This is a genomic window from Pseudoduganella albidiflava (assembly GCF_004322755.1).
Taxonomy (GTDB): Bacteria; Pseudomonadota; Gammaproteobacteria; order Burkholderiales; family Burkholderiaceae_D; genus Rugamonas; species Rugamonas albidiflava.
Window position 1 is genome coordinate 2,195,440 of the sequence record NZ_CP036401.1, and the last position, 25,487, is coordinate 2,220,926.

A 25,487-nucleotide genomic window follows, 5' to 3' on the forward strand; every position below is an offset into this window, starting at 1 on the left:
CCCAACACGCCAGACTTGTCCCCCCAGGCAGGTAACGACAGGCTTTCCCTTTTGGCAGATGTGCAGCCGGGCGCGCGCCACCTATGATGCTGCTTATTCCGGCGGGCGCCGCACTATCGATAATTTCGATAGCACAACGGTAAATTTTCCGTTTTACACTACTCCCCGGGCGCGGACATAATGCCGCATCGACAACCTGTATGACTCATCACCGGAGAGTACCACCATGAAAAAACTGATCGCCCTCGCACTTGCCGCCGGTTTTTCGACCGCCGCCCTGGCCGCGCCCGAAACCTATGTGATCGACGATTCCCACACCTTTGCGCGCTTCTCGTATTCGCACCTGGGTTTCTCGACGCAGGAAAGCCGCTTCGACAAGACCAAGGGCAAGATCACCATCGACCGCGCCGCCAAGACCGGTTCGACGGAAATCACCATCGACACGAAGTCGGTGAACACGGGTAACGAGACCTTCAACGGCCATATCAAGGGCGCCGATTTCTTCGACGTGGAGAAATTCCCCACCATCACCTTCAAGTCGACCAGGTTCAACTTCAGCGGCGATGCGCTGGCCTCGGTGGATGGCAACCTGACGATCAAGGGCATCACCAAGCCGGTGAACCTGAAGGTCACGTCGTTCAAGTGCCAGCCGCACCCGATGGCGAAGAAGGATGCGTGCGGCGCGAATGCCACCGCCACCATCAAGCGTTCCGAATTCAACGCCGGCAAGTACGCACCGAACGTCAGCGATGAAGTCACGCTGACCCTGGCCGTGGAAGCCATCAAGGAATAACCGCCAGGCAGGGCCAGCGGGCAGCGGTCGCCCGGCAGATTTTTGCAGTCTCAACGAGGAAAAAAGCATGAAGCGACTGATGCTCGCTGCCGCCATCGCGGCGGCAGGGACCAACACATCCATGGCAACCGACCTGATCGTCACCAACGCCAAGGTGGCGACGATGGTCAAGGAAGGCCAGTTCGTCCAGGCCGTGGCGATCGACAATGGCAAGATCTCGGCGGTGGGCAGCAATGCCCAGGTGCTGAAGAAGAAGACCGCCGCCACCCGCGTGATCGACGCAGGCGGCCGGACCGTGATTCCCGGCCTGAACGACTCCCACCTGCACATCATCCGCGAAGGCCTGAACTACAACGCCGAGCTGCGCTGGGATGGCGTCACGTCGCTCAAGCGCGCGCTGGAGATGCTCAAGGAGCAGGCCGCGCGCACGCCCGATGGCCAGTGGATCAAGGTGGTCGGCGGCTGGAACGAATACCAGTTCGAGGAAAAGCGCCTGCCCACGCTGGCCGAAATCAACGAGGCGGTGCCGGACAAGCCGGTCTTCCTGCTGTACCTGTACGGCCTGGGCTTCCTGAACCAGAAGGGCATCCAGGTCCTCGGCTACGACGAGAAAACGCAGTACAAGGAAGGCGTGGTCGAACTGGGGGCGGACGGCAAGCCGACCGGCCTGCTGGTCGCCAAGCCGAATGCGCTGATCCTGTATTCCACGCTGGCGAAGACGGGCATGCTGCCGCGCGACCAGCAGGTCAATTCCACGCTGCAGTACTACCGCGAACTGAACCGCCTCGGCGTCACCAGCGCGATCGACGCGGGCGGCGGCGGCCAGGCCTACCCGGACGACTATGCCGTCAGCCTGGAGCTGGCCAAGGATGGCAAGCTGACGGTGCGCACCTCTTACTACCTGTTCGCCCAGAAGCCCGGCAAGGAGCTGGAAGACTACCAGCGCTGGCTCACGCAGACGAAGCCGAACAAGAACGACCACCTGTTCTACGCCAACGGCTACAACACCGAGGGCGGCGGCGAGAACCTGGTGTGGAGCGCGGCCGATTTCGAGAACTTCCTGGAGCCGCGGCCGGACATGCCGGAGCACATGGAAGGCGAGCTGGAAGCGGTGCTGAAACTGCTGGTGAAGAACCGCTGGCCGTTCCGCATCCATGCCACCTACGGCGAATCGATCGAGCGCGACCTGGCCGTCATCGAGAAGGTCGACAAGGAACTGGGGCTGAAAGGCCTGCGCTGGTTCTTCGACCATGCCGAGACGATCTCGGACGCCCAGCTGGCGCGCGTGAAGAAGCTCGGTGGCGGGATCGCCGTGCAGAACCGCATGTACTTCCAGGGCGAGGCGTACTGGAAGCGCTACGGCGCGCAAACCCGCCAGATGCCGCCGATCCGCACCATGCTGAAGATGGGCATCCCGGTGGGCCTGGGCACCGACGGCACGCGGGTATCGAGCTATGGCCCGTGGCCGTCGATCTACTGGGCCGTGTCCGGCAAGACCGCCGGCGGCCTGCAGGTCTGGCAGGACAAGGACCGCCTGTCGCGCCATGAGGCGCTGCGGCTGATGACGCGCGGCAGCGCGTGGATGAGCGGCGAGGAAAAGGTCAAGGGCACGCTCGCGGTCGGGCAGTATGCCGACCTGGTGATCCTGCCGCAGGATTACTTCACCATGCCCGTCGACGGCATCCGCAACCTGGAAGCGGCGCTGACGATCGTCAACGGCAAGGTGGTCTATGCCGGCGATGCCTTCGGCCAGTACGCGCCGGCCGCGCCGGCCGTCTCGCCGGAGTGGAGCCCCGTGAAGTTCTACGGCGGCTACCAGAACCGGTAACGGAACAGGGAGCGGAAGATGCTGAAACGCTTCATCGGTTCCTCCACGCCGGATGCGGGCCTGCTGTTCGCCCGCCTGGCCGGTGCCGCTCTGCTGCTGTGGGTGCATGGCTTGCCGAAGCTTCTGCACTGGCAGCAGGAACTGGCGCATATCGACGACCCCCTGCACCTGGGGCGCGGGGTCACGCTGGCGTGCGCGCTGTTTGCCGAGGTGCTGTGCCCGTTCCTGATCGCCGCCGGGCTGTTTACGCGGCTGGCCTGCCTGCCGGTGCTGTTCCTGCTCGGCGTGTCGATGGTGCTGGTGCACCCCGACTGGAGCATCGAGCAGGGCCAGTTCGGCTGGCTGCTGCTGATCGTGTTCGGCACCATCGCGCTGGCCGGCGCGGGGCGCTGGTCGCTCGACCGCCGGCTGGCCGCCGCCTGACGCTGCCCTACAGGAAGCCGAGGGCGCCGAGCAGGGCGCCCGCCGCCAGCAGCCACAGCAAATGGATGCGGGTGCGCCAGATCAGCAGCGTGGCCACCGCCGACACCGTGTACAGCGGCCAGTCGGTGGCGACGTTGCCGTTGGCGCTACCCAGGATGAGGCCGGTCGATACCAGCATCGCGATCACCAGCGGCGCCATGCCCTGCTTGAAGGCGCGCACCAGGCGCAGTTCGCGGTTGCGGTGGCCCCAGTTCGCCGCCAGCAGCATCAGCACGCTGGAGGGCAGCAGGGCGCCCACCATGGTGACGATCACGCCGAATGCCGCGGCGGCGTAACTGCCCGCGTTCATGCCCACGTTCCACCCCATCAGCGCCACGAACAGCACGTTCGGCCCGGGCGCCGCCTGGGCGATCGCGATCGAATCGTTGAATTGCGTCTGCGTCAGCCAGCCATGCTGCTCGACGAGGTAGCGGTGCATTTCCGCCGTGGTGGCGATCGTGCCGCCCACCGACATCAGCGAAATCACCAGGTAGTGGGCGAACAGGTCGAGCCAGTCGTGCCAGGCCAGCACGATCTGGAGCGGTGCGGCCGGGAGGTCGGCCGTCATGGCTTGAGCCTGTACCAGGTCAGCACGCAGCCGGCGCCGCCCAGTACCAGCAGGGCGGCCAGCATCGGCAGGCGCAGGACCGCGAGGCCGATGATGCCCAGTGCCGCCAGCGGCAGCGTGACGGCCAGCGGCAGCGGATGCTTGCGCAGCGTGGCGCCCAGTTTGATGCCCATGGCAACCACCATGCCGGCCGCCACCGCGGCCATCCCGCGCAGCGCACCGGCCACGCGCGGCTGGTCGGCATAGTGCGAATAGACCGAGCCCAGCGTCAATACCACGAGGGCGGGCACCAGCAGCAGGCCCAGCAGTGCAACGGCGGCGCCACGCAGGCCGAAGAACCGGCTGCCGATGACGAGCGCCAGGTTGCACACGTTCGGCCCGGGCATCGTTTGCGCGACCGCCCATTCCTCGATGAATTCTTCCTGCGTCATCCAGCGCCGCCGCTCGACGATCTCGCGCTGCACCACGGGCAGCACGCCGCCAAAGCCCTGCAGGGCCAGCAGGGTGAAGGCAATGAACAGGTCGGCCAGGGAGCGGGGGCGGGGCGGGGCATCGGTCATGGGGCGCTATTATCCGCGCCCCGTTGCCGTGTGTCCACGCGGTGTGGTGCGCCCGGGCCTATTACATCCGGGCGTGTTACATCCGGGCGTGTTACATCCGGGCCGGTGCCGTGCCGGTCGGCCGGGGGCGAGCTTCAGCCGCCGCCGATGCCTTCCTGGATCACGCCGCTGCCGCCGCAGTTCTGGCATGACTTGCCGTCTTCCAGCTTGCCGGTGCCGTGGCAGGCGGGGCATACATCCTCGCCGCTGCCAGGAGTGCCAGGTGCTGCTTCGTCGCCAGGATTCAGGGGTTCGCTCATGATGGTCTCCTTGAAAGAAGCCGCAGCATAGCGCGGCCCGGCCGTGCGGACTGCGAGGCACCTAACACTGGCGCTTCGCGAGGACCGGGTGCCTGCCACGGCATCGCGCCAGGCCGGCCGCCAACAGCGCCGCCGCTCGCCGGGTTATGCACAAAGATTGGTCGAAAGAATAAGTAGAGACTTTTTTGCACCGGCTGAAGCGGTTTCACCGATGGGCTCGTAAGTGCTTGATTTCATTGAGCGCCGGGTTTGCCTTTTGAACGGGCAGTTTAAGGAAAATGGCGTCATTACGGGCTGTTTGCGTTGTCAAGGGCGGCTTATCAACAAAGTTATCCCCAACCTGTGTGGATAGTTGAAAAATCGCTGCATAATCCGTGACTTAGCGCAAAGCACGGGAGCGGAATCCATGACTTGCAGGCGTGTTGCCCGATGAAGCCGGCAAGATGAGGACTGTATGCCCATACAGTCCGCCCCGTTTGGGTGTGACTTTTCCGCCGCTCGTCTACTGGTGCGTTGAGATGCTTACTCGTCGACCGGGATGCGGCCGGTTACCGTGAACTGGCCCGGTTCCGGACCGGACGCCAACTGGACGCGCACCGGCAGAGCGGATTCGCCTACGCGCAGTTCGCCGCTCCAGCCTTGCCCGGCCTGCACGGCGGCCAGCGCCGCCAGCGCGGGTTCCTGCACGGCGCGCAGGGCGGCCTCGGCGCGGGCGATGCGCAGCTGGGCTTCATGCAGGCTGTGGTAGCCGCGCAGGGAGGCGATCACGGTGGTGAACAGCTTGCGCGTGGTGAGGTCGGTCTTGCACCAGAAATCGTTGATGTCGTAGTCGAGGATGATGCTGTGCTCCAGCGCCTGGCCCGGCTGCCCGGTGCGCAGCACCACGCGCACCAGCGAATTGCCCAGTTCGTCGCGAATGCGCCGCGCCACTTTCAGGCCCGCGTCGGCCGTTTCCATGATCACGTCGAGCAGCACCAGCGCCACGTCCTCGTGGTTGCGCAGCACCGCCAGGGCCTCTTCGCCGCTGTACGCATGCAGGAACGACAGCCGGCGGCCCATGAAGTGCGCATTGCTGAGGGAGAACTTGGTGACCACGTGCACGTCGACATCGTCGTCGACGATCAACACTTTCCACGGCGGCGGCCCGGCGGTAACCTGCGGTTGCGGCTCGGGCATGTCGTCTTCTATCATCCAGCCTTCGCTGGCTTCGTCCACGTTGACTTGCATGATGTTCTCGCTGCGGCATTCATTAAGATACTGTCGGTGACACTATTCCTCGACGGCACTTTTGTCAAAGGTTCTGCCCGCGCCTGCACGTTCCAGGCCGAATGCGGTGCCGGCGGTTTTTTTTTCGTGTCGCGCCGGGCGTGCCGCCCAGCTGCCGAGCCCATCTGTAAGTGCTTGATTTCACAAGAAGAAAAAATTGCCTGAAGAACGGGCATTTTGTTGAAACCCGCGCCAATACTGGCTCTCCGGCTTGTCAAGCCCCTGTTTTCCACATCGTTATCCACAACTGAAGTGGATAAGTAAAAAATTGGCTTTAAAAACTGCCTGTTAGCAGACTTTTCTCAACTGGTGCAATCTTTCAACCTCTGCAATTCCTGCAGGAAGCGATCGGCTGACAGTCCCGGCGGCCAGGGTTCCCAAGGGGTACCACCGTACAACGGTTGCAGCGGATCGTCGGCCAGCGGCCGCACGCGGATCTTCAATGTGCGGCGCACTTCGTCCGGCGACCAGCCAACGGCGTGCACGGCCTCGCTCGCCGCGGCCAGGCGGTCCGCGCGCTTGTGCGCCAGGTAGCGCGCCGGCGTCCAGGCGGGCAGGCCGTAGCGCAGGAAGACGGCTCGTTCCAGCCGCCGTGTCAATTCGCGGAATGCTTCGCCAAGGAAGGGTTTCAGGACGGAGATGCAGTCGAAGCCCAGCAAGCCTTCCTCCGCATCGTGCAGCAGTTCGCGCAGTTCGGTCAGCGGGTCGAGCGGGGCGCCGGCGCCGTTACGCCGCAACTGCAGCACCGTCAGCGAATGCTGGGCCACCGACAGGGGCAGCGGCCAGGCCGAATGGCCACCCCAGCGGTAGGTGCGTGCCAGGCCCAGCGCCAGGTCGGCGTCGTCCCAGTCGAACGGGGTCGGGTCGAGCAGGTCGAGGCGCTTGCCCGACGGCATGCGAACCCAGGCGCGTGTGCCCGGTTTGGCACCGGGCAGGAAGTTCGCGGTGGCGGCATGACCATTGTTGCCGAAGTGGCCTTGCCCCGGGGCGCCGGGGCTGCCGGGGCGCGCCGTCTCGTGCTCTTCGGCACTGCTTCGGTTGCCGCCGTTCTGGTTGAATTTCATGACGCTATCGTACCGCGTCCGGCGCCGCGGAGCGAGCGGGCAGTACGAAACGGATTTCCAGCGCATCCTGCACGGCCAGCGCGCCGCCCATCACGGAAAACGGCGTGATGCCGAAATCGGTCTGCCTGAGCACCAGCGTGCCGCGTGCCGTCAAGCCTCGAGGCGTGGCCTCGATCGACGCCGCCACGGGGTAGCGGCGGGTCACCCCGTGCAGCGTGACGTCGGCCTGCAGGGGAGCGGCCTCGCCGGACCGTTGCGCACGCACTTCCACGTAGGGATGGCGTTCGGCATCGAGCACCCTGGTCAGCATGTTGACGCGGGTGCCGGCGATCGCATCGGCCGAAGGCTGCGTGGTCAGCCCCGCTTCCTGGCGCAGCGCCGCTTCGTCCACCGTCATCTCGTCGAGCCGGAAGCGCAGCACCGCCAGGCCGGCCGCCGGAGCGACGCGGCCATCGATGCGCCGCGCCGCCACCACGTGGTCGTGGCCCAGCCGGGCCAGCGCACCGCCGCGGCGCACGGTGACCGCGATCAGCGCGTCGTCGGCGATGCGCAGCACCGGACCGGCGGCGTGGCCGGCCAGCAGTGCGGCGAACGGATCGGCCGGTTGCGAGGCCGTTGGCGCGGCAGGCGAGTTTGCTGGGAAAATCGCAGGGGAAGGGGAGGAAGCAGGAGGGACAGGCGGCGCCTCGGGAGCGGCGCAGGCGGCCAGCAGCAGGCACGCCGACAGCGCGGCGGCGCCGGCATGCCGGCGCCGGGCACGGGCACCGAAGGTGCCGATGTCTATCGCAGGCCTGCCGGGCATCGCCATGTCATTGCCTTGTCATTTCGACGTGAGAAGATAGCCGCGCTCTTTCAAATCTCTCCCGATTTGAATTCCTTCACCCGCGCTACCGGCGCGGGTTTTTTTTGCCTGCCCGCGGGCCTGCGATTCATCGAGCTTGAACTGGCGCACCACTTGCGCCAGGCCGGCGGCTTCTTCCTGCATCGCCGCTGCGGCCGCGGCGGCTTCCTCGACCAGCGCCGCATTCTGCTGCGTCACCTGGTCCATGTGCGTGATCGCGGTATTGACCTGCTCGATGCCGGCCGACTGTTCATCGCTGGCGATGCGGATCTCGGCCATGATGTCGGTGACGCGGCGTACGCTGTCGACCACTTCCTGCATGGTGGCGCCGGCCTGTTCGACCAGCTTGCTGCCGGCTTCCACCTGGCCCACCGAATTGCCGATCAGGCCCTTGATTTCATGCGCCGCCGCCGCGCTGCGCTGGGCCAGCGTACGCACTTCGCCCGCCACGACGGCGAAGCCGCGGCCCTGTTCGCCGGCCCGCGCCGCTTCCACCGCGGCGTTCAGCGCCAGGATATTGGTCTGGAAGGCGATGCCATCGATCACGCCGATGATGTCGACGATCTTGCGCGCCGAAGCGTCGATCGAGCCCATGGTGGTGACCACCTGCGACACCACCGCACCGCCGCGCGCGGCCACGTCCGACGCGCTTTGCGCCAGCTGGTTGGCCTGGCGCGCGTTTTCCGCGTTCTGCTTCACGGTCGCCGTCAGTTCTTCCATCGAGCTGGCGGTTTCCTCCAGGTTGCCGGCCTGCTGCTCGGTGCGCGACGACAGGTCCTGGTTGCCGCTGGAAATCTCGCCGGATGCCAGCGCGATCTGGTCGGCGCCGCTGCGCACCTGGCCCACCACCGCCGACAGGTTGGCGCTGATGCTGTTCATCGCCCGCGTCAGGCCGGCGATTTCATCCTTGCCATCGACGGTCAGCTGCACGGTCAGGTCGCCGGCCGCGATCTGCGCGGCGGCTTGTTCGACTTCGCGCAGCGGGCGCGTGATGTAGCCGCGCACGCCAAAAAACATGATCAGGGAGAAGCCGGTCAGTGCCACCAGGCCGGCGCCGATATACCAGTTGCGCAGGCGCGTCGCCTCGGCGGTGATTTCCTCGCGATAGGCGCCGCCGGCGATGACCCAGTTCCACTCCTTGAACGGCGCATACGCGACGATCTTGTCACGCGGCGACGTTTCGTCCGGGTTCAGCCACGGATAGGTGATCACGCCCTCCTTCTTTTCCATGATTTCGCGGATGAACGCGCGGCCATCGGAATCCTTCGAATCGAGGATCACGTCGCCTTCCCGTTTCGGATGGACGATCAGCTTGCCGAGGTTGGGGCCCGGCGTGGAATCGAGCACGTAGAAATAACCCGTGGTGCCCACCTTGATCGATTTGATGCGCTCCTTCAGCGTGGTCATCTCCTTCGAGACGTCGACGCCCACGTACAGCACGCCCACCACCTTGCCGCCGGCGTCGCGCACCGGATCGTAGCGGGTGATGAACTGCTTGCCGAACAGCGTAGCCTGGCCGACGTAGCTCTGGCCGCTGCGCAGCACAGCGTAGCCGGGATGCTTGTGGTCGAGGATCGTGCCGACCGCGCGGCTGCCGTCTTCCTTTTTCGTGGTGGTCGAGACCCGCACGAAATCGTCGCCGCTCGCCACGAAGATCGTCGCGCCGCCACCGGTGGAGGCGGTGAAGCGGTCCGGAATCGTGAAGTCGTTGTTCAGTACGGTGTCGCCGATCTTCAGCGCCGGCGTGGCGCGGCCGCCGACGTCGATCGTGGTGGCCGGATCGAGCGAGAACTCGCCATCGAACTCCGTGGCCAGCACCCTGGCGAACGCGTTGACTTCACTGGTGACCGCGGTATTGAACAGTTCCACCATATTCTTCACCCCGGCCAGTTCCTGCTGCACGCTGGCGATGGAGCGCGCCTCGAGCATCCGGCTGTTGCTGACGCTGATGAGGAGGATCAGGGTCGCCAGCGTGAATGCCAGCAGGCCGAACGTCATCGCCGTGATTCGCGAGCCGACGCTCCAGTTGCGAATATTGAAAGTGGTGTTTTTCATTTAAGAATATGGAAGTAAAGATAACCCGACAACTGGGGTGAATATCGGTGACTTCCCATTATCGGCATGCTGCAAGGAAACTTAAATAAACATTCTTCACTTCCGGTTTTCACTGTTGCATTACGCCGACATTTACGTAGAAACACGTAAGAAATACCCAACTTTACATTGTGCCAGGGTTGACAGAATAACCTTAATGAACTTCTAAGCCTGATATCGGGGTTCGATGGCAAAGTGTACCCATACCGCGCAATTGCTGTTGCGCGGCAGGTTGCCGGATTCCTCAATCCGGCACGATTTTCGCGGCCGCGGATATTTATCCAGGATTGTTTTTTTAACACTGGATATTCAAGCGGCAAGCACCAGTCAATCCCCGCGCTCTCGATAGAAAGCGTTTTAACCGGTCCCCTCCTCAGATTGCGGCCGGTTTTTTTTTGCCCGTGCGGACCGTTGCAATGCCTCGGGTGCCAATGCCGCGAAGATAAGCCACCCCAAGTGCAAGTACCGGGGTCAGACCCGGCGGGTCTGACCCCAGCCCTTCGCCGTTGGGGTGAATGCATGCGCTTCCAACGTGTAGGGTTACGCTTAACTTGGCGGCTTTACCTTCAACGCCGCATATTCACGCTGGATGTATTCCGCGCGCGATGGGCACTGCATCGGGCACTGCCGCCTCAGGCAAGCCGCTTGTACCAGGATTGCCCGGCAATCAACTGGCAATAATTGCCGGCCGCCCGGTCCCCGTCATCGAGTTCGCGGTCGATACCCAGCACGCCCAGCACGGCCAGGCTGTCGTGGAACAGGTGCAGTACGCGCCGCCGTAGCAGCGGACCGAAGTCGGGCAGGGCACGGCGGCACACGATGAGCTGGAATTCGTTGAACGAGGCATCGGTGACGAGGTTGTATTGCGCCCACGTGATGCGGCTTTTCAGCTGCGGTACCGGGACCATCCGCCCCGCCTCGAGGTGAAAATACTCCGACAGCCGGCCGCTGCCGCCGGCCCGTTCGTAGCAGCGCTGGTAGTCGCCCATCCTGTCCAGCGGGATCGATGCGCCCAGCGCCTCTTCCAGCAAGTCGTCGCTGGGCACCGTCGCGTAGATCTCGGTACGCCACAACAGCTGGCGATCGGCCAGCAGCACGGCCGCCGTCCAGGCCTGCTCGGCGCCGGCGCAATCGGCCAGCCACACCTTGGGCAGCGGCGCGCCGGGCAGGCATTGTTCGGCCACGGCAAGCAGCTGGGCCGCCTCGTCCGGATCGTCGAACATCGATGCGGGCGCCACGCCGAGCGCGCGCAGCAGCGCGCTCGACGCCGCCGCATCGTGCAGCACGCGGTCCTGCAACTGCGAGATCGTGCGCAGGCCGCGGCGCGCCATCAGGCCATGCAGCTTGCGCTTGACCGCGCTCCGGTCGTGGCTGCGAAAGTCGAAGCCGTAGCGCTGCGCCACCGCTTCCAGCAGCAGCGACAGTTCGAGTGTTTCCACTTCCGGGTCCGGCACGTGGCGGCGTTTCTCGAACCGCGCATCTGGCGTACTCATCGGCGCTCTCGCTGGCGCATCCGCCGACACATCCGCCGACACATCCGCCGACACATCGGCCGGCCGGGCCATCGACGTCACCATCAATGCAGCCAGACGCGCATCAGCGACAGCAGCTGGGCCACGTCCACCGGCTTGGTGATGTAGTCGGAAGCGCCGGCGGCGATGCACTTGTCGCGGTCGCCCTTCATGGCCTTCGCGGTCAGCGTGATGATCGGCAGCGACTTGAATTTCGGGATGCGGCGGATGGCCCGCATCGTGTCGTAGCCATCCATCTCCGGCATCATGATATCCATCAGCACGATCTCGATGGTGGGGTCGCGTTCCAGCACCTCGATGCCGTCGCGGCCGTTCTCGGCGAACGACACCTGCATCTGCTCGCGTTCCAGCAGCGAGGACAGCGCGAAGATATTGCGCAGGTCATCGTCGACGATCAGCACCTTGCGCCCGGCCAGTCCGGAGTCGAGCGCGTGCACCTGTTCCAGCATGCGGCGCTGCGGTTCCGGCAGGCTGGCCTGTGACCGGTGCAGGAACAGGGCCGTCTCGTCCAGCAGCCGTTCGGGCGAGCGGGCGTCCTTGATCACGATGGTCTTGGCATAGCGCTTCAGCTTGGCCACCTCGCGGCGATTCAGGTCTTTCGCCGTATTGATCACCACCGGCAGGTCGCGCAAGGTGAGGTCCTTGCCGATGATGTCGAGCAGGTCGAAGCCGGAAATGTCGGGCAGGGTCAGGTCCAGCACCATGCAGTCGAAGTGGCTGGTGCGCAGCGCCGCCAGCGCTTCCTCGCCGGTGCCGACGGCGGCGATATCGACATCGGTGGCGCCGATCAGGGTGACGATGGCATCGCGCTGGCCTGCCTCGTCATCGACGACCAGCAGGCTGCGCTTGCCGCCCAGCAGGAATTTCTGGATGCGCGCGAACTGCTCGGTCAGCGCTTCCTTGCTGACCGGCTTGTTCATGAACGAGATCGCGCCGGAGCGCAGCGCCCGTTCCCGCTCGCGCGAGGCCGACATCACGTGCACGGGGATGTGCCGGGTGCCCGGATCGCGTTTCAGCCGGTCCAGCACGGTGAAGCCATCGATGTCCGGCAAGTCCAGGTCGAGCAGGATCGCCGATGGCGCGTAATCGCGCGCCAGCGACAGGGCCGAGTCGCCGCGCGCGGTGACGATGCCCTTGAAATTCTTTTCGCGGGCGAAATCCAGCACGATCTTGGCGAAGCGCTCATCGTCCTCGATGATCAGCACCGACGGATCGCCCGGCGCCGTCAGGCCGCGGTCATCCAGCGTGGTGCCATAGACCTCGCTGTCCGCATCGCTGTCCGCCAATGCCGCCGGGTTGGCCGCTTCCTCGGCCGATTCGGCGGCCGGCAGCGTGTAGATCACTTTCGGCGGCAGCGGCAGGGTGCGCTGGGTGGCGGGGCGGGGCTGGTCGATGGTGACGAAGCCGGCGCGGTTGTACGGCAGGTACAGCGTGAAGGTGGAGCCGCTGCCCACCGTCGATTCGACGCGGATCTCGCCGCCCAGCAGGCGCGCCAGCTCGCGCGAGATCGACAGACCCAGGCCCGTGCCGCCATACTTTCGGGCGGTGGAACCGTCGGCCTGCTGGAACGCCTCGAAGATCAGCTGCAGCTTGTCCGAGGCGATGCCCACGCCCGTGTCGCGCACCGAGAAGGCCAGCACCGCGTCGGCGCTGGCCAGGTTCGGGTTGTCCGGGCTCCAGCCATGGTCGACCAGGCCGATGTCGAGCGAGACCTGGCCGTGCGAGGTGAACTTGAAGGCGTTCGACAGCAGGTTCTTCAGCACCTGCTGCAGGCGCGTGGTGTCCGTCATCAGCGAGGCGGGCAGGTTGTCGCGCAGCGCCACCGTGAAGCCCAGGTGCTTGGCTTCGGCCATGTGCCGGAAGGTGCGGTCCACGTAGTTGCGCAGGTTGCCGAAGCGGTATTCGGAGACGTCCAGCGTGACGGTGCCCGATTCGATCTTCGACAGGTCGAGGATGTCGTTGATCAGCGTGAGCAGGTCGGAGCCCGAGCCGTGGATGGTCTTGGCGAATTCCACCTGCTTCGACGACAGGTTGCCTTCCGAATTGTCGCCCAGCTGCTGGGCCAGGATCAGCAGCGAGTTGAGCGGCGTGCGCAGCTCGTGCGACATATTGGCCAGGAACTCGGACTTGTACTTCGACGACAGCGCCAGCTGCGTGGCCTTTTCCTCCAGCGCCAGCTTGGCCTGTTCCACTTCGCGGTTCTTGCGCTCCACCTCGATGTTCTGTTCCGACAGCAGGCGGGCCTTCTCGGCCAGTTCCTGGTTGGTCTGCTGCAGTTCCTGCGCCAGCGACTGCGATTGCGTCAGCAGCGATTCGGTACGGCTGTTCGCCTCGATGGTGTTCAGCACCACGCCGATCGATTCCATCAGCTGGTCGAGGAAGGACAGGTGGGTTTCCGTGAAGCGGTCCAGCGAGGCGATCTCGATGACGGCCTTGACCTGCTGCTCGAACAGGATCGGCAGCACCACGATATTGGTCGGCGGCGCCGAACCCAGGCCCGAGGACACCACGATGTAGTCGCGCGGCACGTCGGTCAGCCAGATGCGCACCTTCTCCAGCGCGCACTGGCCCACCAGGCCTTCGCCCGGCAGGAACGAGGTGGGCAGCTTGCGGCTGGAACGGTAGCCGTAGCTGGCGATCATGCGCAGGCGCGCGTCGTCCATCTGCGAATCCATCATGTAGAACACGCCGTGGTGGGCCGATACCAGCGGCGCCAGCTCGGACAGGATCAGCTTGGTCACCGCCTGCAGGTCGCGCTGGCCCTGCAGCAGCCGGGTGAAGCGTGCCAGGTTGGTCTTCAGCCAGTCCTGCTGGGCATTCTTCTGCGTGGTTTCCTTCAGGTTGCGGATCATCTCGTTGATGTTGTCCTTCAGGTACGAGACTTCGCCGCGCGCTTCCACCTGGATCGAGCGCGACAGGTCGCCGCGCGTCACCGCCGTCGCCACTTCGCCGATCGCGCGCATCTGGTTGGTCAGGTTGGCCGCCAGCTGGTTGACGTTTTCCGTCAAGTCCTTCCACGTGCCCGCCACGCCGGGCACGTTGGCCTGGCCACCCAGCTTGCCTTCGGTACCGACCTCGCGGGCAACCCGCGTCACTTCCGAGGCGAACGAGGACAGCTGGTCGACCATCACGTTGATGGTGTCCTTCAGTTCCAGGATCTCGCCCTTCACGTCCACCGTGATCTTCTTCGACAGGTCGCCGCGCGCCACGGCCGTGGTCACCGCCGCGATGTTGCGCACCTGGCCGGTCAGGTTCGACGCCATGAAGTTCACGTTGTCGGTCAGGTCCTTCCACGTGCCGCCCACGCCGGGCACGTAGGCCTGGCCACCCAGCTTGCCTTCCGTGCCCACCTCGCGGGCCACGCGCGTCACTTCGGAAGCGAACGAGGACAGCTGGTCCACCATCACGTTGATGGTGTTCTTCAGTTCCAGGATCTCGCCCTTCACGTCCACCGTGATCTTCTTCGACAGGTCGCCGTTCGCCACGGCGGTGGTCACCTCGGCGATGTTCCGCACCTGGCCCGTCAGGTTGCCGGCCAGCTGGTTGACGTTCTCCGTCAGGTCTTTCCACGTGCCGGCCACGCCGGGCACGTTGGCCTGGCCACCCAGCTTGCCTTCGGTGCCCACCTCGCGGGCCACCCGCGTCACTTCCGATGCGAAGGAGTTCAGCTGGTCGACCATCACGTTGATGGTGTTCTTCAGTTCCAGGATCTCGCCCTTCACGTCCACCGTGATCTTCTTCGACAGGTCACCGTTCGCCACGGCGGTGGTCACGTCGGCGATGTTCCTCACCTGGCCGGTCAGGTTGCCCGCCATCGAGTTCACCGAGTCGGTCAAGTCCTTCCACGTGCCGGCCACGCCTTTCACCTGCGCCTGGCCACCCAGCTTGCCTTCCGTGCCCACCTCGCGCGCCACGCGCGTCACTTCGGAAGCGAACGAGGACAGCTGGTCCACCATCACGTTGATGGTGTTCTTCAGTTCCAGGATCTCGCCCTTCACGTCCACCGTGATCTTCTTGGACAGGTCGCCGTTCGCCACGGCGGTGGTCACCGCCGCGATGTTGCGCACCTGGCCCGTCAGGTTCGAGGCCATGAAGTTCACGTTGTCGGTCAAGTCCTTCCACGTGCCGCCCACGCCGGGCACGTAGGCCTGTCCGCCCAGTTTTCCTTCCGTCCCCACCTCGCGCGCCACCCGGGTCACCTCGGAGGCGAAGGAACGCAGCTGGTCCACCATCACGTTGATGGTGTCCTTCAGCTGCAGGATCTCGCCGCGCACGTCCACCGTGATCTTCTTGGACAGGTCGCCGTTCGCCACCGCGGTGGTCACTTCGGCAATGTTGCGCACCTGGGAAGTCAGGTTGCCCGCCATCGAGTTCACCGAATCGGTCAAGTCCTTCCAGGTACCGGCCACGCCTTTCACCTGCGCCTGGCCACCCAGCTTGCCTTCCGTGCCGACTTCGCGCGCCACGCGCGTCACCTCGGAGGAGAACGACAGCAGCTGTTCCACCATCGTGTTGGCGGTGGTGGCGGCGCGCAGGTACTGGCCCTTCAGCGGGTGCCCGTCCACTTCCAGCGCCATGGTCTGCGACAGGTCGCCCTTGGCCACGGCGCCGATCACGCGCGCCATCTCGGTGGTGGGGCGCACCAGGTCGTCGATCAGCGTGTTGACCGCGCTGATGATGGTGGCCCAGCCGCCGGACACGTTGGTGACCGGCGCGCGCTGCGTCAGCCGGCCTTCACGGCCCACCACGCGCGACACTTCGGTGACCGACTTGACGATCCGCTCGTTGGTTTCGATGATGTCGTTCAGCGTATCGGCGATCTTGCCGGATACGCCGGTCCAGTCGGATGGCATGCGCGCCGAGAAATCGCCTTTTTTCAATGCCATCAGGGTTTGCAGGATCAGCTTCAGATCCAGTTCTTCCGGCAATTCGGTCATGTCGTTCATGGACCAGTCCTCAGTATTCAGGAATGTTGTTCAAGTAAGATGTTGTTCAGGCAGGTCTGTCAATATCAGGCCGGGCAGGGCCTGCGCCAGTTCGGCGGCGCTGCGCGGGGCGCAGAATAGCGCGCCCTGCCAGCTGTCGCAACCCAGTGTCTTCAGCACGGCCAGCTGGTGGGCATGGTCGACGCCGCCCGCGGCCACTTCCATCGCCAGCGCCCGCGCAAGGTGCACGATGGCGGCCACCAGGTCGGTGCCGCCGGAAGCGTCGCCGATATTGCGCACGAAGGCGGGATCGATCTTCAGGATGTCCAGCCCCAGTTTCTTGCACGCTGCCAGGCTGGTGCCGGCGTGGCCGAAGTCGTCCAGCGCCAGCAGCACGCCGCCGGCCTGGAGCTGGCGCAACAGCGGCTCGATCGCGGCATGGTGCGCGGCCAGCAGCGCTTCGGAGATTTCCAGCACGATGGCGCCGGCCGGCAGCAGGTGGCGCCGGAATTCGGCCAGCAGGCGCGCCGGCAGGTCCGGGCCCAGCGCCGGCGCGACGAGGTTCAGCGCAACCCGGGCGGTGGAGAGTGGTTCCGCGCCGCCGCGCCAGGCGGCCGCCTGCGCGCAGACCGCGCCCATCACCCACGAATCCACGCGCTCCAGCAGGCCGCGGTCCTGCACGGCGGGCACGAAGGCGGCCGCGTCGATCTGGCCCAGGCGCGGATGATGCCACACCAGTTGCGCTTCCACCCCACGCACGCGGCCGCTGGCGAGGTCCACCTGCGGCTGGTACACCAGCGCGAGCTGGTCGTGCGACAGCGCATGGCGCAGCTCGCCCGTCCATTGTTCGCGCTCGTCCTCGCGCCGGTTCATCTCCTCATGGAAGAAGCGGATGTTGCCACCCTGGCTATCACCTTTGCCGCCCTGGCTGTCACCTTTGCGGCCCTGGCCGCCAGGGTGCTCGCGTTCTTCCTTGGCGCGGTACATGGCCAGGTCGGCGTTCTTCATCAGTGCCCGCGCGCTGGCGCCATCCTGCGGGTAGACGGCGATGCCGATGCTGGTGGAGGTGTGCACGCGGTGCCCGCCGATCGAGAACGGCCGCGCATGCGCGTTGGCGATCTTGCGCGCCACCCGCGCCGCGTTCTCGCCGGGCGCCCTGCCTTCGATGAGCACGACGAACTCGTCGCCGCCCAGCCGCGCCACCACGTCCGACGCGCGCACCGCGGCGGACAGCCGCGCCGCCACCTGCCGCAGCAGCTCATCGCCCACGTCATGGCCGAAACCGTCATTGACCTGCTTGAACTGGTCGAGATCGAGGAACAGCAGCGCGAACTGGCTGCGCCGGCGGTCGCACGATGCCACCGCGTGTTCCAGGTGCTGGATCAGCGAGCGGCGGTTGACCAGGCCGGTCAGCGGATCCCGGGTGGACAGTTCGTGCGCCCGCTGCTCGGCCTGCTTGCGTTCCGCCACTTCCAGTTCCAGCTCCCGGTTGGCCAGTTCCAGGTCCTGCAGCCGCTGCGAGCGCAGCTCGGCGGTGATGCGGCGCGATTCCTCGGCCTGCGCCTGCAATTGCAGGTGCTTGCGGGTCAGTTCGACGAAGGTGCGCACCTTTGCCTGCACCACCTGCGGCTCCAGCGGCGCGCACAGGTAATCGGCGGCGCCCCGTTCATAGGCGTCCAGCCGGTGTGCCTCGCCGGCATCGGCGCTGACGAAAATGACCGGCACCGCCGCCGAGCGGGGATGCGAGCGGATCGCGGCGGCGGTATCGAAGCTGTCCATGTCCGGGATGCCGATATCGAGCAGGATCACGGCGAAATCGTGGCGCAGCACTTCGCGCAGCGCCGCGTTGCCGGAGCGCGCGGTGACGAGTTCATAGCCGCACGCATCGGCGTCCGGTGCCAGGAGCCCCTCCAGCGCAAGCGGGCTGGAGGGCTCGTCGTTTACGAGGAGGACTTTGGGAATATGCACAAGCACGCCGCCCGATCTAGGTCTTGGTTGTAATTTTGTTGCCGTAAAAGATACGCTTGTGCGGGCGCGAGTCAAGCAGAATCACCGACTGCCCGTGTCGGAATATAGCAAAAAAGCAATAACAACAGGAAACAATCTAGCAGATTACTGTAGAGGGTGTGGCCGTGGCACACGATTCGGACCGGCTGGCCGGCGCGGCCTGGAACCACGGCGCGGCGCCATCGCCTGCCCGGGCCGGAAACGCCGTTCAGCCGGGCGCCTGCCGGTCGACCAGCGCCTCGATGTCGTCGACCGAATCGACCAGGCTGACATCGAACTCGACATCGGAAAAATCGAGGCCGAAGGTCTCTTCCAGGTGCATGGCCAGCGTCACCATCGAAAACGAGTCCAGCCGGCCGCTGGCGAACAGCGATTCGCCATCGCCGAACGCGCCGGCATCGCCGTGCCCCTGGAGCATCTTGCCCAACATGTCACGCAGGTCCTGCTTGGCGCTTGCATCCATCAGTGGACTCCCGAAAGGCTGGCGAGGAACGCCATGCGTTCCCCCAGGGTGTGCTGGCGCGATCCGTCGCTGAACAGGTGCATGCACACCACGAAGGACCAGACGAACAGGAACGAGTATAGCCGCCCGAAGGCCGTCGGTGACGGCCGGATGCCCAGGCTGACGCGCACCTGCGACAGGCCGACGGCGACCGCCAGCACCAGGCAGTAGAACGCATAGCTGGCGTAGGACCGCAGCGCGGCCGGCGCACCGTCGGTGGCGACCAGCACGATGTCGCGGGTAAAGTGCCAGATCGCATTGCCGACACCGGCCGCCATGAAAGTGGCGAAGAACATGCGCAGGCGCGGATGGGCGCGGAATACCTTGAAGAAGGTGGGGAAAAAGAAGAAGTCGACCAGCAGCTCCTTGAAGTAGTAATGAAAGCGGTTGAAATAATCCATCAGCGTGCGCGATTCCAGCGGCCGCCAGCAGCCCCGCGGCAGCCGGTAGCCGGCCAGCCGCGCGATGCCGATGAACAGGTGGGCCCAGATGGCGATCTGCAGCGAGAACCTGGCGGTCGACAGTACCAGCGCGGCCCAGCCGGCCAGCACGGGAAACGGCTGGCCGGCAAGGTGGGCGTCGACTGCTTCGGCCACGCGGGGAATGCCCAGCTGCCCTTCGAAGATCCACGCCAGCGCCGCGCGCAGGAACACCAGCAGGTTGGCCCACAGCAGCAGCTTGACCGCCTTCAGCCGGGTGATCGCCAGGTCGCGCGGCGTCTGGGCCAGGTGCTTGCGCAGGAAGGCGGCGCCCTTGCCGAAGGGCAGGTAGGAGGGACTCCAGAACGGGCGCAGGAACGCCATCTGCTGCCAGGTGTCCTGGGCGCGCGTGCGCTGGTCCACGATGGCATACGGCAGGAACCACAGGTAGGGCGTCAGCACCACGATCGCGGACCACAGCAGTACCCGCGGCGTGCCGCGCACGGCATCGAGGCTGGCCAGGCCGCACAGCAGCGCCTCCAGCGCCAGCAGCGTCGCCAGCGGACGCCGCGCCAGCAGCGAGCGCGGGGCACGGGCCACATGGCGCAGGATGCCGTTCGCGCCAAGGAAGAGCAGCGCCAGGAAACCCATGGCCAGCGCCAGCGGCGACAATCCGGTCCCGCCTTCCGTTTCCAGCACGGCCACGATGCTGTCCAGCGTATCGTTCTCGCCCAGCGCCGTGCCCAGGAAGGCCGTGGTCCAGGTGGCGCCGAACAGGATCGGCGTGCGCCAGCCGGGCCGCGCGGTAGCGGCCATCGCCGCGCCGACAGCCAGGGCGGCGGGCCAGGCGCCGAGATGCGGCGCGACCGCCAGCAGGGCCACCACCAGGATCAGCAGCTGCCCGGCAGGGGCCTGGGCGCGCGCGACCAGCGGCTCGCGCGCATCGATGGCCAGGAAACTGCGCAAGCGGGATGGGGCGGCTGCCCCGCCGCCGGCGACCGCAGGGGCGTTCCCGGTGGGTGTGGCCGGCGTAGTCATGGGCCCGCGCTGTCCAGCAATTGGCGCAGCGCGCGCCGGTCCACCTTGCCGCTGGAACCGAGCGGCATGTGTGCCAGCGCGATGACCCGGCCGGGCAGCATGTACGCCGGCAGGCGCGTACGCAGCGCATCGATGATCGCCCCGGCATCGACGTCCGCCGCGCCGACAAACCCGACGATGCCGCGCGCCATCCCATCGGCCAGCGGCCAGGCCACCGCCGCCACGACATCGGCACCGGCAACGGTGCGCAGGTGGGCTTCGATCTCTTCCAGTTCGACACGGTAGCCCAGCACCTTGACCTGGTTGTCGATGCGGCCCAGGCAGTGGAAGCGGCCCATGCCGTCGCGCAGCGCCAGGTCGCCGGTGCGGTACCAGCGCTGGCCGTCCAGCAAGGGGAAGCGGGCGGCGGTCAGCTCCTGCGCGCCGAGATAGCCGTCGGCCAGCTGCCGGCCGGCGATCAGCAGCTCACCGGGAACGTCGTCCGGCAGCGGCTGGCCTTCTTCGTCGACGACGGCGGCCGCGTTGCCGGGCAGCGGCATGCCGATGGCGATCACGTCGCGCCCCGGGGTCACCGGCAACGGCGCGCCGAGCCGTTGTGCCAGGCAGAACACCGTTGCCTCGGTGGGACCGTACAGGTTGACGATGGCGCTGTGCGGCGCGGCTTCGCGCCAGGCGGTCACTGTAGCGGCGGGCAGTTGTTCGCCGCCGAACACCGTGATGCGCAGCGTGGCCAGGCTGCCCGGTGCCAGCGCCTTCACCTGGCGCAGCATGCCGGCCAGCGAGGGCACGGAATTCCACACGGTCAGCTTGCCGTCGCGGATGAACTTCACGGCGTTCATCACCGTGCTGGCCGGCAGGATATGCAGCGCGGCACCGGCTTCCCACGTCGAGAACATGTTGTGCACCGAGAAATCGAAACTCGGCTCGCAGGTTTCCAGCGCGCGGTCGCCGGCCAGCAGGCCCAGTTCCGCCGTGATCATGGCGAGGTAATGGCGCGCGGCGCCGGCGCTGATCATGACGCCTTTCGGCACCCCGGTCGTTCCCGAGGTGTAGATGATATAGGCCGTGTCGGCCGCTGATATCGGCGCCGGTTCCCCCGCAAACTCCGGCGGCAGGGCGCCCAGTGCCACCACCTCGACGCCCTCCGCGCGGACGGCAAGCGGGGCCTGGCCGGCGTGGACCACCAGCGCCGGGCTGGCCGCCAGCACGCGCTCGCCGAGCAGTTTCGCGCCATCGTCATCGGTGACGAGGGCGGCGAGCGCGCTGTCGCGCAGCAGCGCCGCGATCCGCTCTGCCGGCTGTTTCAGGCCGATCGGCACATAGGTGGCGCCCGCCCAGCACGCGCCGAGGATGGCGACGCAGGCATCGACGCCGCGCGACGCGAGAATCCCCACCCGGGGCAGGCGCCCTTCGCACCGCCGCCACGTGCGGCTGCCGGCGAGGCTGGCCGCCAGGCGCGCCGCACACGCCGCCAGTTCACCGTAGCTCAGCGCACGACTGCCCGATACCACGGCCGGGCTGCCGGGACTGGCGACGGCATGGCGGTACACGGCGGACGCCAGGTTGAAGCGGGTGTGCGATGGCTCGTTCATCGGGGTCTCGCCTGCGTGGGGCCGGTCAACGGTGGGGCGGCTGCATTCGTCAGCCCGCAATGGCAGGTGGTACGCGCCCTTGCGCATCGAACCGTCGCCAGGATCGGCATGCAGCGAGGCGGCTCGGGTGTAACGGTGTGGTTTTCGAGGCCAGGTCAGGTGTGCCGGGCCGGCACGAAACCGGTCCAGGCAGCGCCCGACCTGTACCACTATCGCATTATCGGCGTGCGCAGGCTAGAAGGCGTGTGCAACTTTATGCAGCCGCGCTGCGGGGCCGGATGGGGCCCGCGGCATCAAAGCCGGTCCGGCAGCGTGCTGTCCGGGGTCAGCTTCGGTTCGTCCAGCAGCTTTGCCTTGTAGGTCATCAGCTCGCTGCTGTCGATATCGAAGCGTTTCAGCCATTGTTCGGCCGCCCGGCCGACCAGGCGAGATTTTCGTATATTCGTTCATCTGGTCCCGGTGCCCATCTTCGACCAGTTCCAGCGCCAGCTCTTCGGCGGCATGGTGCTCGATCCACGGGGTGCAGCCGTCGGCATCCGTGGTCGCGGTGACGTGCCGGCCATCGGCGGTGCGCACGCAGGTGAGGGGCCGCGCCGACGATGCGAGATCCGGAGGAAAAGCGCGACGGTTGCCGGGAGAGGGGGGCAGTGGTCCGGCAGGCAGGAGAGGGGCGCCGGACCGCTGCGAACAGCGCCTACTTCAACTGCGCCAGCAGGAACGCATACGTCAGCGCCCACATCTTCGCCTGCTGGTCGTTGTTGGCGGCGCCGGCATGGCCGCCCTCGGTGTTCTCCCAGTACAGCACGTCGTGCCCTTGTTCGCGCATCTTGGCGACCATCTTGCGGGCATGGCCGGGATGGACGCGATCGTCGCGGGTGGAAGTGGTGAACAGTACGCGCGGGTAGTGCTTGTCGGGGAACACGTTGTGGTACGGCGAGTAATCGGCGATGAACTTCCACTGTTCGGGATCGTCGGGGTCGCCGTATTCGCCCATCCACGAGGCGCCCGCCAGCAGCTTGCTGTAGCGGCGCATGTCGAGCAGCGGCACCTGGCAGACCACGGCGTTGAACAGGTCCGGCCGCTGCGTCAGCGCGGCGCCCACCAGCAGGCCGCCATTGCTGCCGCCCATGATGCCCAGGTGGCGCGGGCTGGTGATGTTGCGCTTGATGAGGTCCTGGGCGACGGCGATGAAATCGTCGAAGGCGCGCTGCCGGTGTTCCTTCAGCGCCGCCTGGTGCCAGCGGGGGCCGAACTCGCCGCCGCCGCGGATGTTGGCCAGCACGTACACGCCGCCATGCTGGAGCCACGCTTCGCCGGTGACGCCGCTGTAGAACGGCTTCAGCGACACTTCGAAGCCGCCGTAGCCGTACAGTACCGTGGGATTGCTGCCATCCGCCTTCACATCCTTGCGCTGCACCACGAAGTAGGGCACCAGCGTGCCATCCTTCGACGGCGCCTGGAATTGACGCACTTCGTAAGGCGAAGCGTCGAAGAAGCCGGGCAGCGATTTCAGCGGGGTGCGTTCGTCGCTGCCGGCGTGGGCCAGGTACATGGTGGTCGGCGTCAGGAAATCGGTGACGGTCAGGAAATAATCGTCGGAGGCGATCGCGTCCAGCGGCGCCACTTCCAGCGTTCCGTAGGCGGGCGCATCGACATCGCGCCGCTGCCACTGGCCATCCACGTGGCGCAGCTCGACGAGGCGGTTCTTCACGTTGTCGAGCACGTTGAGCAGCAGGGCCGAACGGGTCGACGCCACGCCGTCGAGCGACGTGCTCGGCGTTGGCGTGAACAGCACGTCGAACTGGCGCTCGCCCGCCATGAAGCGCCGGAAGTCGGTCGCCAGCAGCGCGCCCTGCGGATACTCCTGGCCGGCCACGTTCCATGCCGAGCGCAGTTCGATGACCAGCTGGTCGCGCACCGTGTAGGCACTGGCATCGTCCGGCTTGGCGACCTTGGTCAGCCGGTCGCCCTCGCGCAGGAACAGTTCGCTGCTGTAGAAGCCGATCTGCCGCATCACGAACTGGAACTCGTGGCCGGGCGTGAAGTCGCGCCAGGCGCCCACGCCCAGGTCGTCCGGCAGCGCTTCGTACACGGTGCGCGCGGCGGACAAGGGCGTGCCGCGCCGCCATTCCTTGACGATGCGGGCGTAGCCGGACGTCGTCATCGAGCCCGGCCCGAAATCGGTAGCCACGAACAGCGTATCGGCGTCGATCCACGCGATATCGGTCTTCGCTTCCGGCAGGTGGAAGCCATCGGCCACGAAGCTGCGCGATGGCATGTCCCACTCGCGCACCACGACGGCGTCGCCGCCGCCGCGCGACAGCGACAGCAGGAAGCGTTCGCCGCGCGGATACAGCGACGACACGCCGCTCCATACCCAGTTCTCGTTTTCCTCGGCGGCCAGCCGGTCCAGGTCCAGCACGGTGTCCCATTGCGGGTCCGCCTGGCGGTACCGGTCCAGCGTGGTGCGGCGCCAGATGCCGCGCACATGGTCGGCATCGCGCCAGAAGTTGTACAGATACTCGCCATGCTGGCGCACGAAGGGGATGCGCTCGTGCGAGTTGAAGATGGTTTTCAGCCGGTCGTGCAGGGCCGGGTAGTGGGGGCGCGCTTCCAGTTCGCCCAGCGCCACGTCGTTCTGCTGCCGGACCCAGTCCAGCGGCGCCTCGCCGCCGACCTCTTCCAGCCACTGGTGCGGATCTTCGGGAATCTCGGGGTGGGACGAACTCATGCTTGCTCCTGATATGGCGGGAAGGCGTACTCTACACGAACGCCCAGCGGGCGGCAGGGGTGTGGCAAATGTCGCGCCATGCTGTCACAATCGCAACTCCTCATTGTTGCCTTACGGAGTTCCCATGCGCATCGCCACCTTCAACATCAACGGCATCGGCGCCCGCCTGCCGGCCCTGCTGCAATGGCTGGAAGAAGCGCAGCCGGACGTGGCCTGCCTGCAGGAGTTGAAGGCGCCGCAGGAAAAATTTCCCGCCGCGGCCATCGAGGCGGCCGGCTACGGCGTGATCTGGCACGGGCAGAAAAGCTGGAACGGCGTGGCGATCCTGGCGCGCGGCACCCAGCCCGTGGAGGTGGGGCGCGGCCTGGCGGGCGATCCGACGGACGAGCAGAGCCGCTACATCGAGGCGGTGGTCAACGATGTCGTCATCGCCGGCCTGTACCTGCCGAACGGCAACCCGGCACCGGGGCCGAAGTTCGACTACAAGCTGAGCTGGATGGAGCGGCTGATCCTGCGCGGCGAACAGTTGCTGGCGACCGGCGCGCCGGTGGTGATGGCCGGCGACTTCAACGTCATTCCCACGGACCTGGACGTGTACAAGCCGGAGCGCTGGCTCGACGATGCGCTGTTCCGCCCCGAAACGCGCGAAGCGTTCGAGCGCCTGCTGGCGCAGGGCTGGACCGACTCGCTGCGCACCCTGTACCCGGGCGAGAAAATCTACACGTTCTGGGATTACTTCCGCAACGCGTTCGGACGCGATGCCGGCATCCGCATCGACCACCTGCTGCTGAGCCCATCGCTGGCGCCGGCCCTGAAGGCGGCCGGGGTCGACCGCGACGTGCGCGGGCGGGAAAAGCCCAGCGACCATGCGCCCACGTGGATCGAGCTGGATCCGAAGAAGATTCCGAAGGCAACGGTGAAGGCCGGGCAGGTGCCCTGAGGGCGATGGAGCTGCCGGCTGCATTC

Annotated in this window: 18 protein-coding genes; 4 read left to right on the forward strand and 14 right to left on the reverse strand. The window is 66.2% G+C overall.

Translation table 11 applies throughout. The features are described 5' to 3' along the window. The first annotated feature begins 226 nt into the window (after positions 1-226). From EYF70_RS09270 to EYF70_RS09280, 3 genes are all read left to right on the forward strand, one after another. Positions 227-793 carry a YceI family protein gene (locus tag EYF70_RS09270; RefSeq protein ID WP_131145140.1) on the forward strand — a complete coding sequence of 189 codons (567 nt, stop codon included), beginning with the start codon at positions 227-229 and terminating at the stop codon, positions 791-793. Positions 794-860: 67 nt separating this feature from the next. Continuing rightward, positions 861-2,621, forward strand: coding sequence for an amidohydrolase (locus EYF70_RS09275; protein WP_131145141.1), 1,761 nt, complete (start codon positions 861-863; stop codon positions 2,619-2,621). An 18-nt stretch (positions 2,622-2,639) separates the two neighbouring features. Then, positions 2,640-3,044 carry a DoxX family protein gene (locus tag EYF70_RS09280; RefSeq protein ID WP_131145142.1) on the forward strand — a complete coding sequence of 135 codons (405 nt, stop codon included), beginning with the start codon at positions 2,640-2,642 and terminating at the stop codon, positions 3,042-3,044. Positions 3,045-3,051: 7 nt separating this feature from the next. Here the strand turns inward: EYF70_RS09280 and EYF70_RS09285 are convergent, their stop codons facing one another. The 14 genes from EYF70_RS09285 to EYF70_RS09345 form a co-directional block, all read right to left on the reverse strand. After that, positions 3,052-3,651, reverse strand: a complete 600-nt coding sequence (locus EYF70_RS09285; protein ID WP_131145143.1) for a chromate transporter — start codon at positions 3,649-3,651, stop codon at positions 3,052-3,054. Next, a complete protein-coding gene (locus EYF70_RS09290; RefSeq protein WP_131145144.1) occupies positions 3,648-4,211 on the reverse strand; it encodes a chromate transporter in 564 nt (187 codons plus the stop codon). The genes EYF70_RS09285 and EYF70_RS09290 overlap by 4 nt, the downstream gene beginning before the upstream one ends. A gap of 134 nt (positions 4,212-4,345) precedes the next feature. Continuing rightward, entirely contained in the window at positions 4,346-4,510 is a 165-nt protein-coding gene (locus EYF70_RS31020) for a hypothetical protein (RefSeq protein ID WP_165497600.1), read from the reverse strand. Between the two features lie 522 nt (positions 4,511-5,032). Further along, positions 5,033-5,737, reverse strand: coding sequence for a PleD family two-component system response regulator (locus EYF70_RS09295; protein ID WP_229420779.1), 705 nt, complete (start codon positions 5,735-5,737; stop codon positions 5,033-5,035). A gap of 341 nt (positions 5,738-6,078) precedes the next feature. Beyond that, positions 6,079-6,672: a phosphohydrolase gene (locus EYF70_RS09300; protein ID WP_131148994.1), complete on the reverse strand. Its 594-nt coding sequence runs from the start codon at positions 6,670-6,672 to the stop codon at positions 6,079-6,081. Between the two features lie 172 nt (positions 6,673-6,844). Next, positions 6,845-7,642: a YceI family protein gene (locus EYF70_RS09305; RefSeq protein WP_131145145.1), complete on the reverse strand. Its 798-nt coding sequence runs from the start codon at positions 7,640-7,642 to the stop codon at positions 6,845-6,847. 18 nt (positions 7,643-7,660) lie between these two features. Further along, entirely contained in the window at positions 7,661-9,736 is a 2,076-nt protein-coding gene (locus tag EYF70_RS09310) for a methyl-accepting chemotaxis protein (protein ID WP_131145146.1), read from the reverse strand. A 671-nt stretch (positions 9,737-10,407) separates the two neighbouring features. Then, positions 10,408-11,268 carry a CheR family methyltransferase gene (locus EYF70_RS09315; protein WP_131145147.1) on the reverse strand — a complete coding sequence of 287 codons (861 nt, stop codon included), beginning with the start codon at positions 11,266-11,268 and terminating at the stop codon, positions 10,408-10,410. 83 nt (positions 11,269-11,351) lie between these two features. Further along, complete coding sequence (locus tag EYF70_RS09320; protein ID WP_131145148.1) at positions 11,352-16,253, reverse strand: HAMP domain-containing protein; 4,902 nt, start codon at positions 16,251-16,253, stop codon at positions 11,352-11,354. A 30-nt stretch (positions 16,254-16,283) separates the two neighbouring features. Then, positions 16,284-18,200, reverse strand: coding sequence for a putative bifunctional diguanylate cyclase/phosphodiesterase (locus EYF70_RS09325; protein ID WP_131145149.1), 1,917 nt, complete (start codon positions 18,198-18,200; stop codon positions 16,284-16,286). A gap of 247 nt (positions 18,201-18,447) precedes the next feature. Continuing rightward, positions 18,448-18,702 carry a phosphopantetheine-binding protein gene (locus EYF70_RS09330; RefSeq protein WP_131145150.1) on the reverse strand — a complete coding sequence of 85 codons (255 nt, stop codon included), beginning with the start codon at positions 18,700-18,702 and terminating at the stop codon, positions 18,448-18,450. After that, positions 18,702-20,198, reverse strand: a complete 1,497-nt coding sequence (locus tag EYF70_RS09335) for a hypothetical protein (protein WP_131145151.1) — start codon at positions 20,196-20,198, stop codon at positions 18,702-18,704. The genes EYF70_RS09330 and EYF70_RS09335 overlap by 1 nt, the downstream gene beginning before the upstream one ends. Further along, a complete protein-coding gene (locus tag EYF70_RS09340) occupies positions 20,195-21,790 on the reverse strand; it encodes an amino acid adenylation domain-containing protein (RefSeq protein ID WP_165497601.1) in 1,596 nt (531 codons plus the stop codon). Before EYF70_RS09340 ends, EYF70_RS09335 begins: the two co-directional genes overlap by 4 nt. A 694-nt stretch (positions 21,791-22,484) precedes the next feature. Continuing rightward, a complete protein-coding gene (locus EYF70_RS09345) occupies positions 22,485-24,521 on the reverse strand; it encodes a prolyl oligopeptidase family serine peptidase (RefSeq protein ID WP_131145153.1) in 2,037 nt (678 codons plus the stop codon). 124 nt (positions 24,522-24,645) lie between these two features. Here EYF70_RS09345 and xth point away from each other — a divergent pair, with 124 nt between their 5' ends. Next, positions 24,646-25,461 (forward strand): exodeoxyribonuclease III, encoded by an 816-nt coding sequence (gene xth / locus EYF70_RS09350; protein WP_131145154.1) that lies wholly within the window; start codon positions 24,646-24,648, stop codon positions 25,459-25,461. Positions 25,462-25,487: the final 26 nt, after the last annotated feature.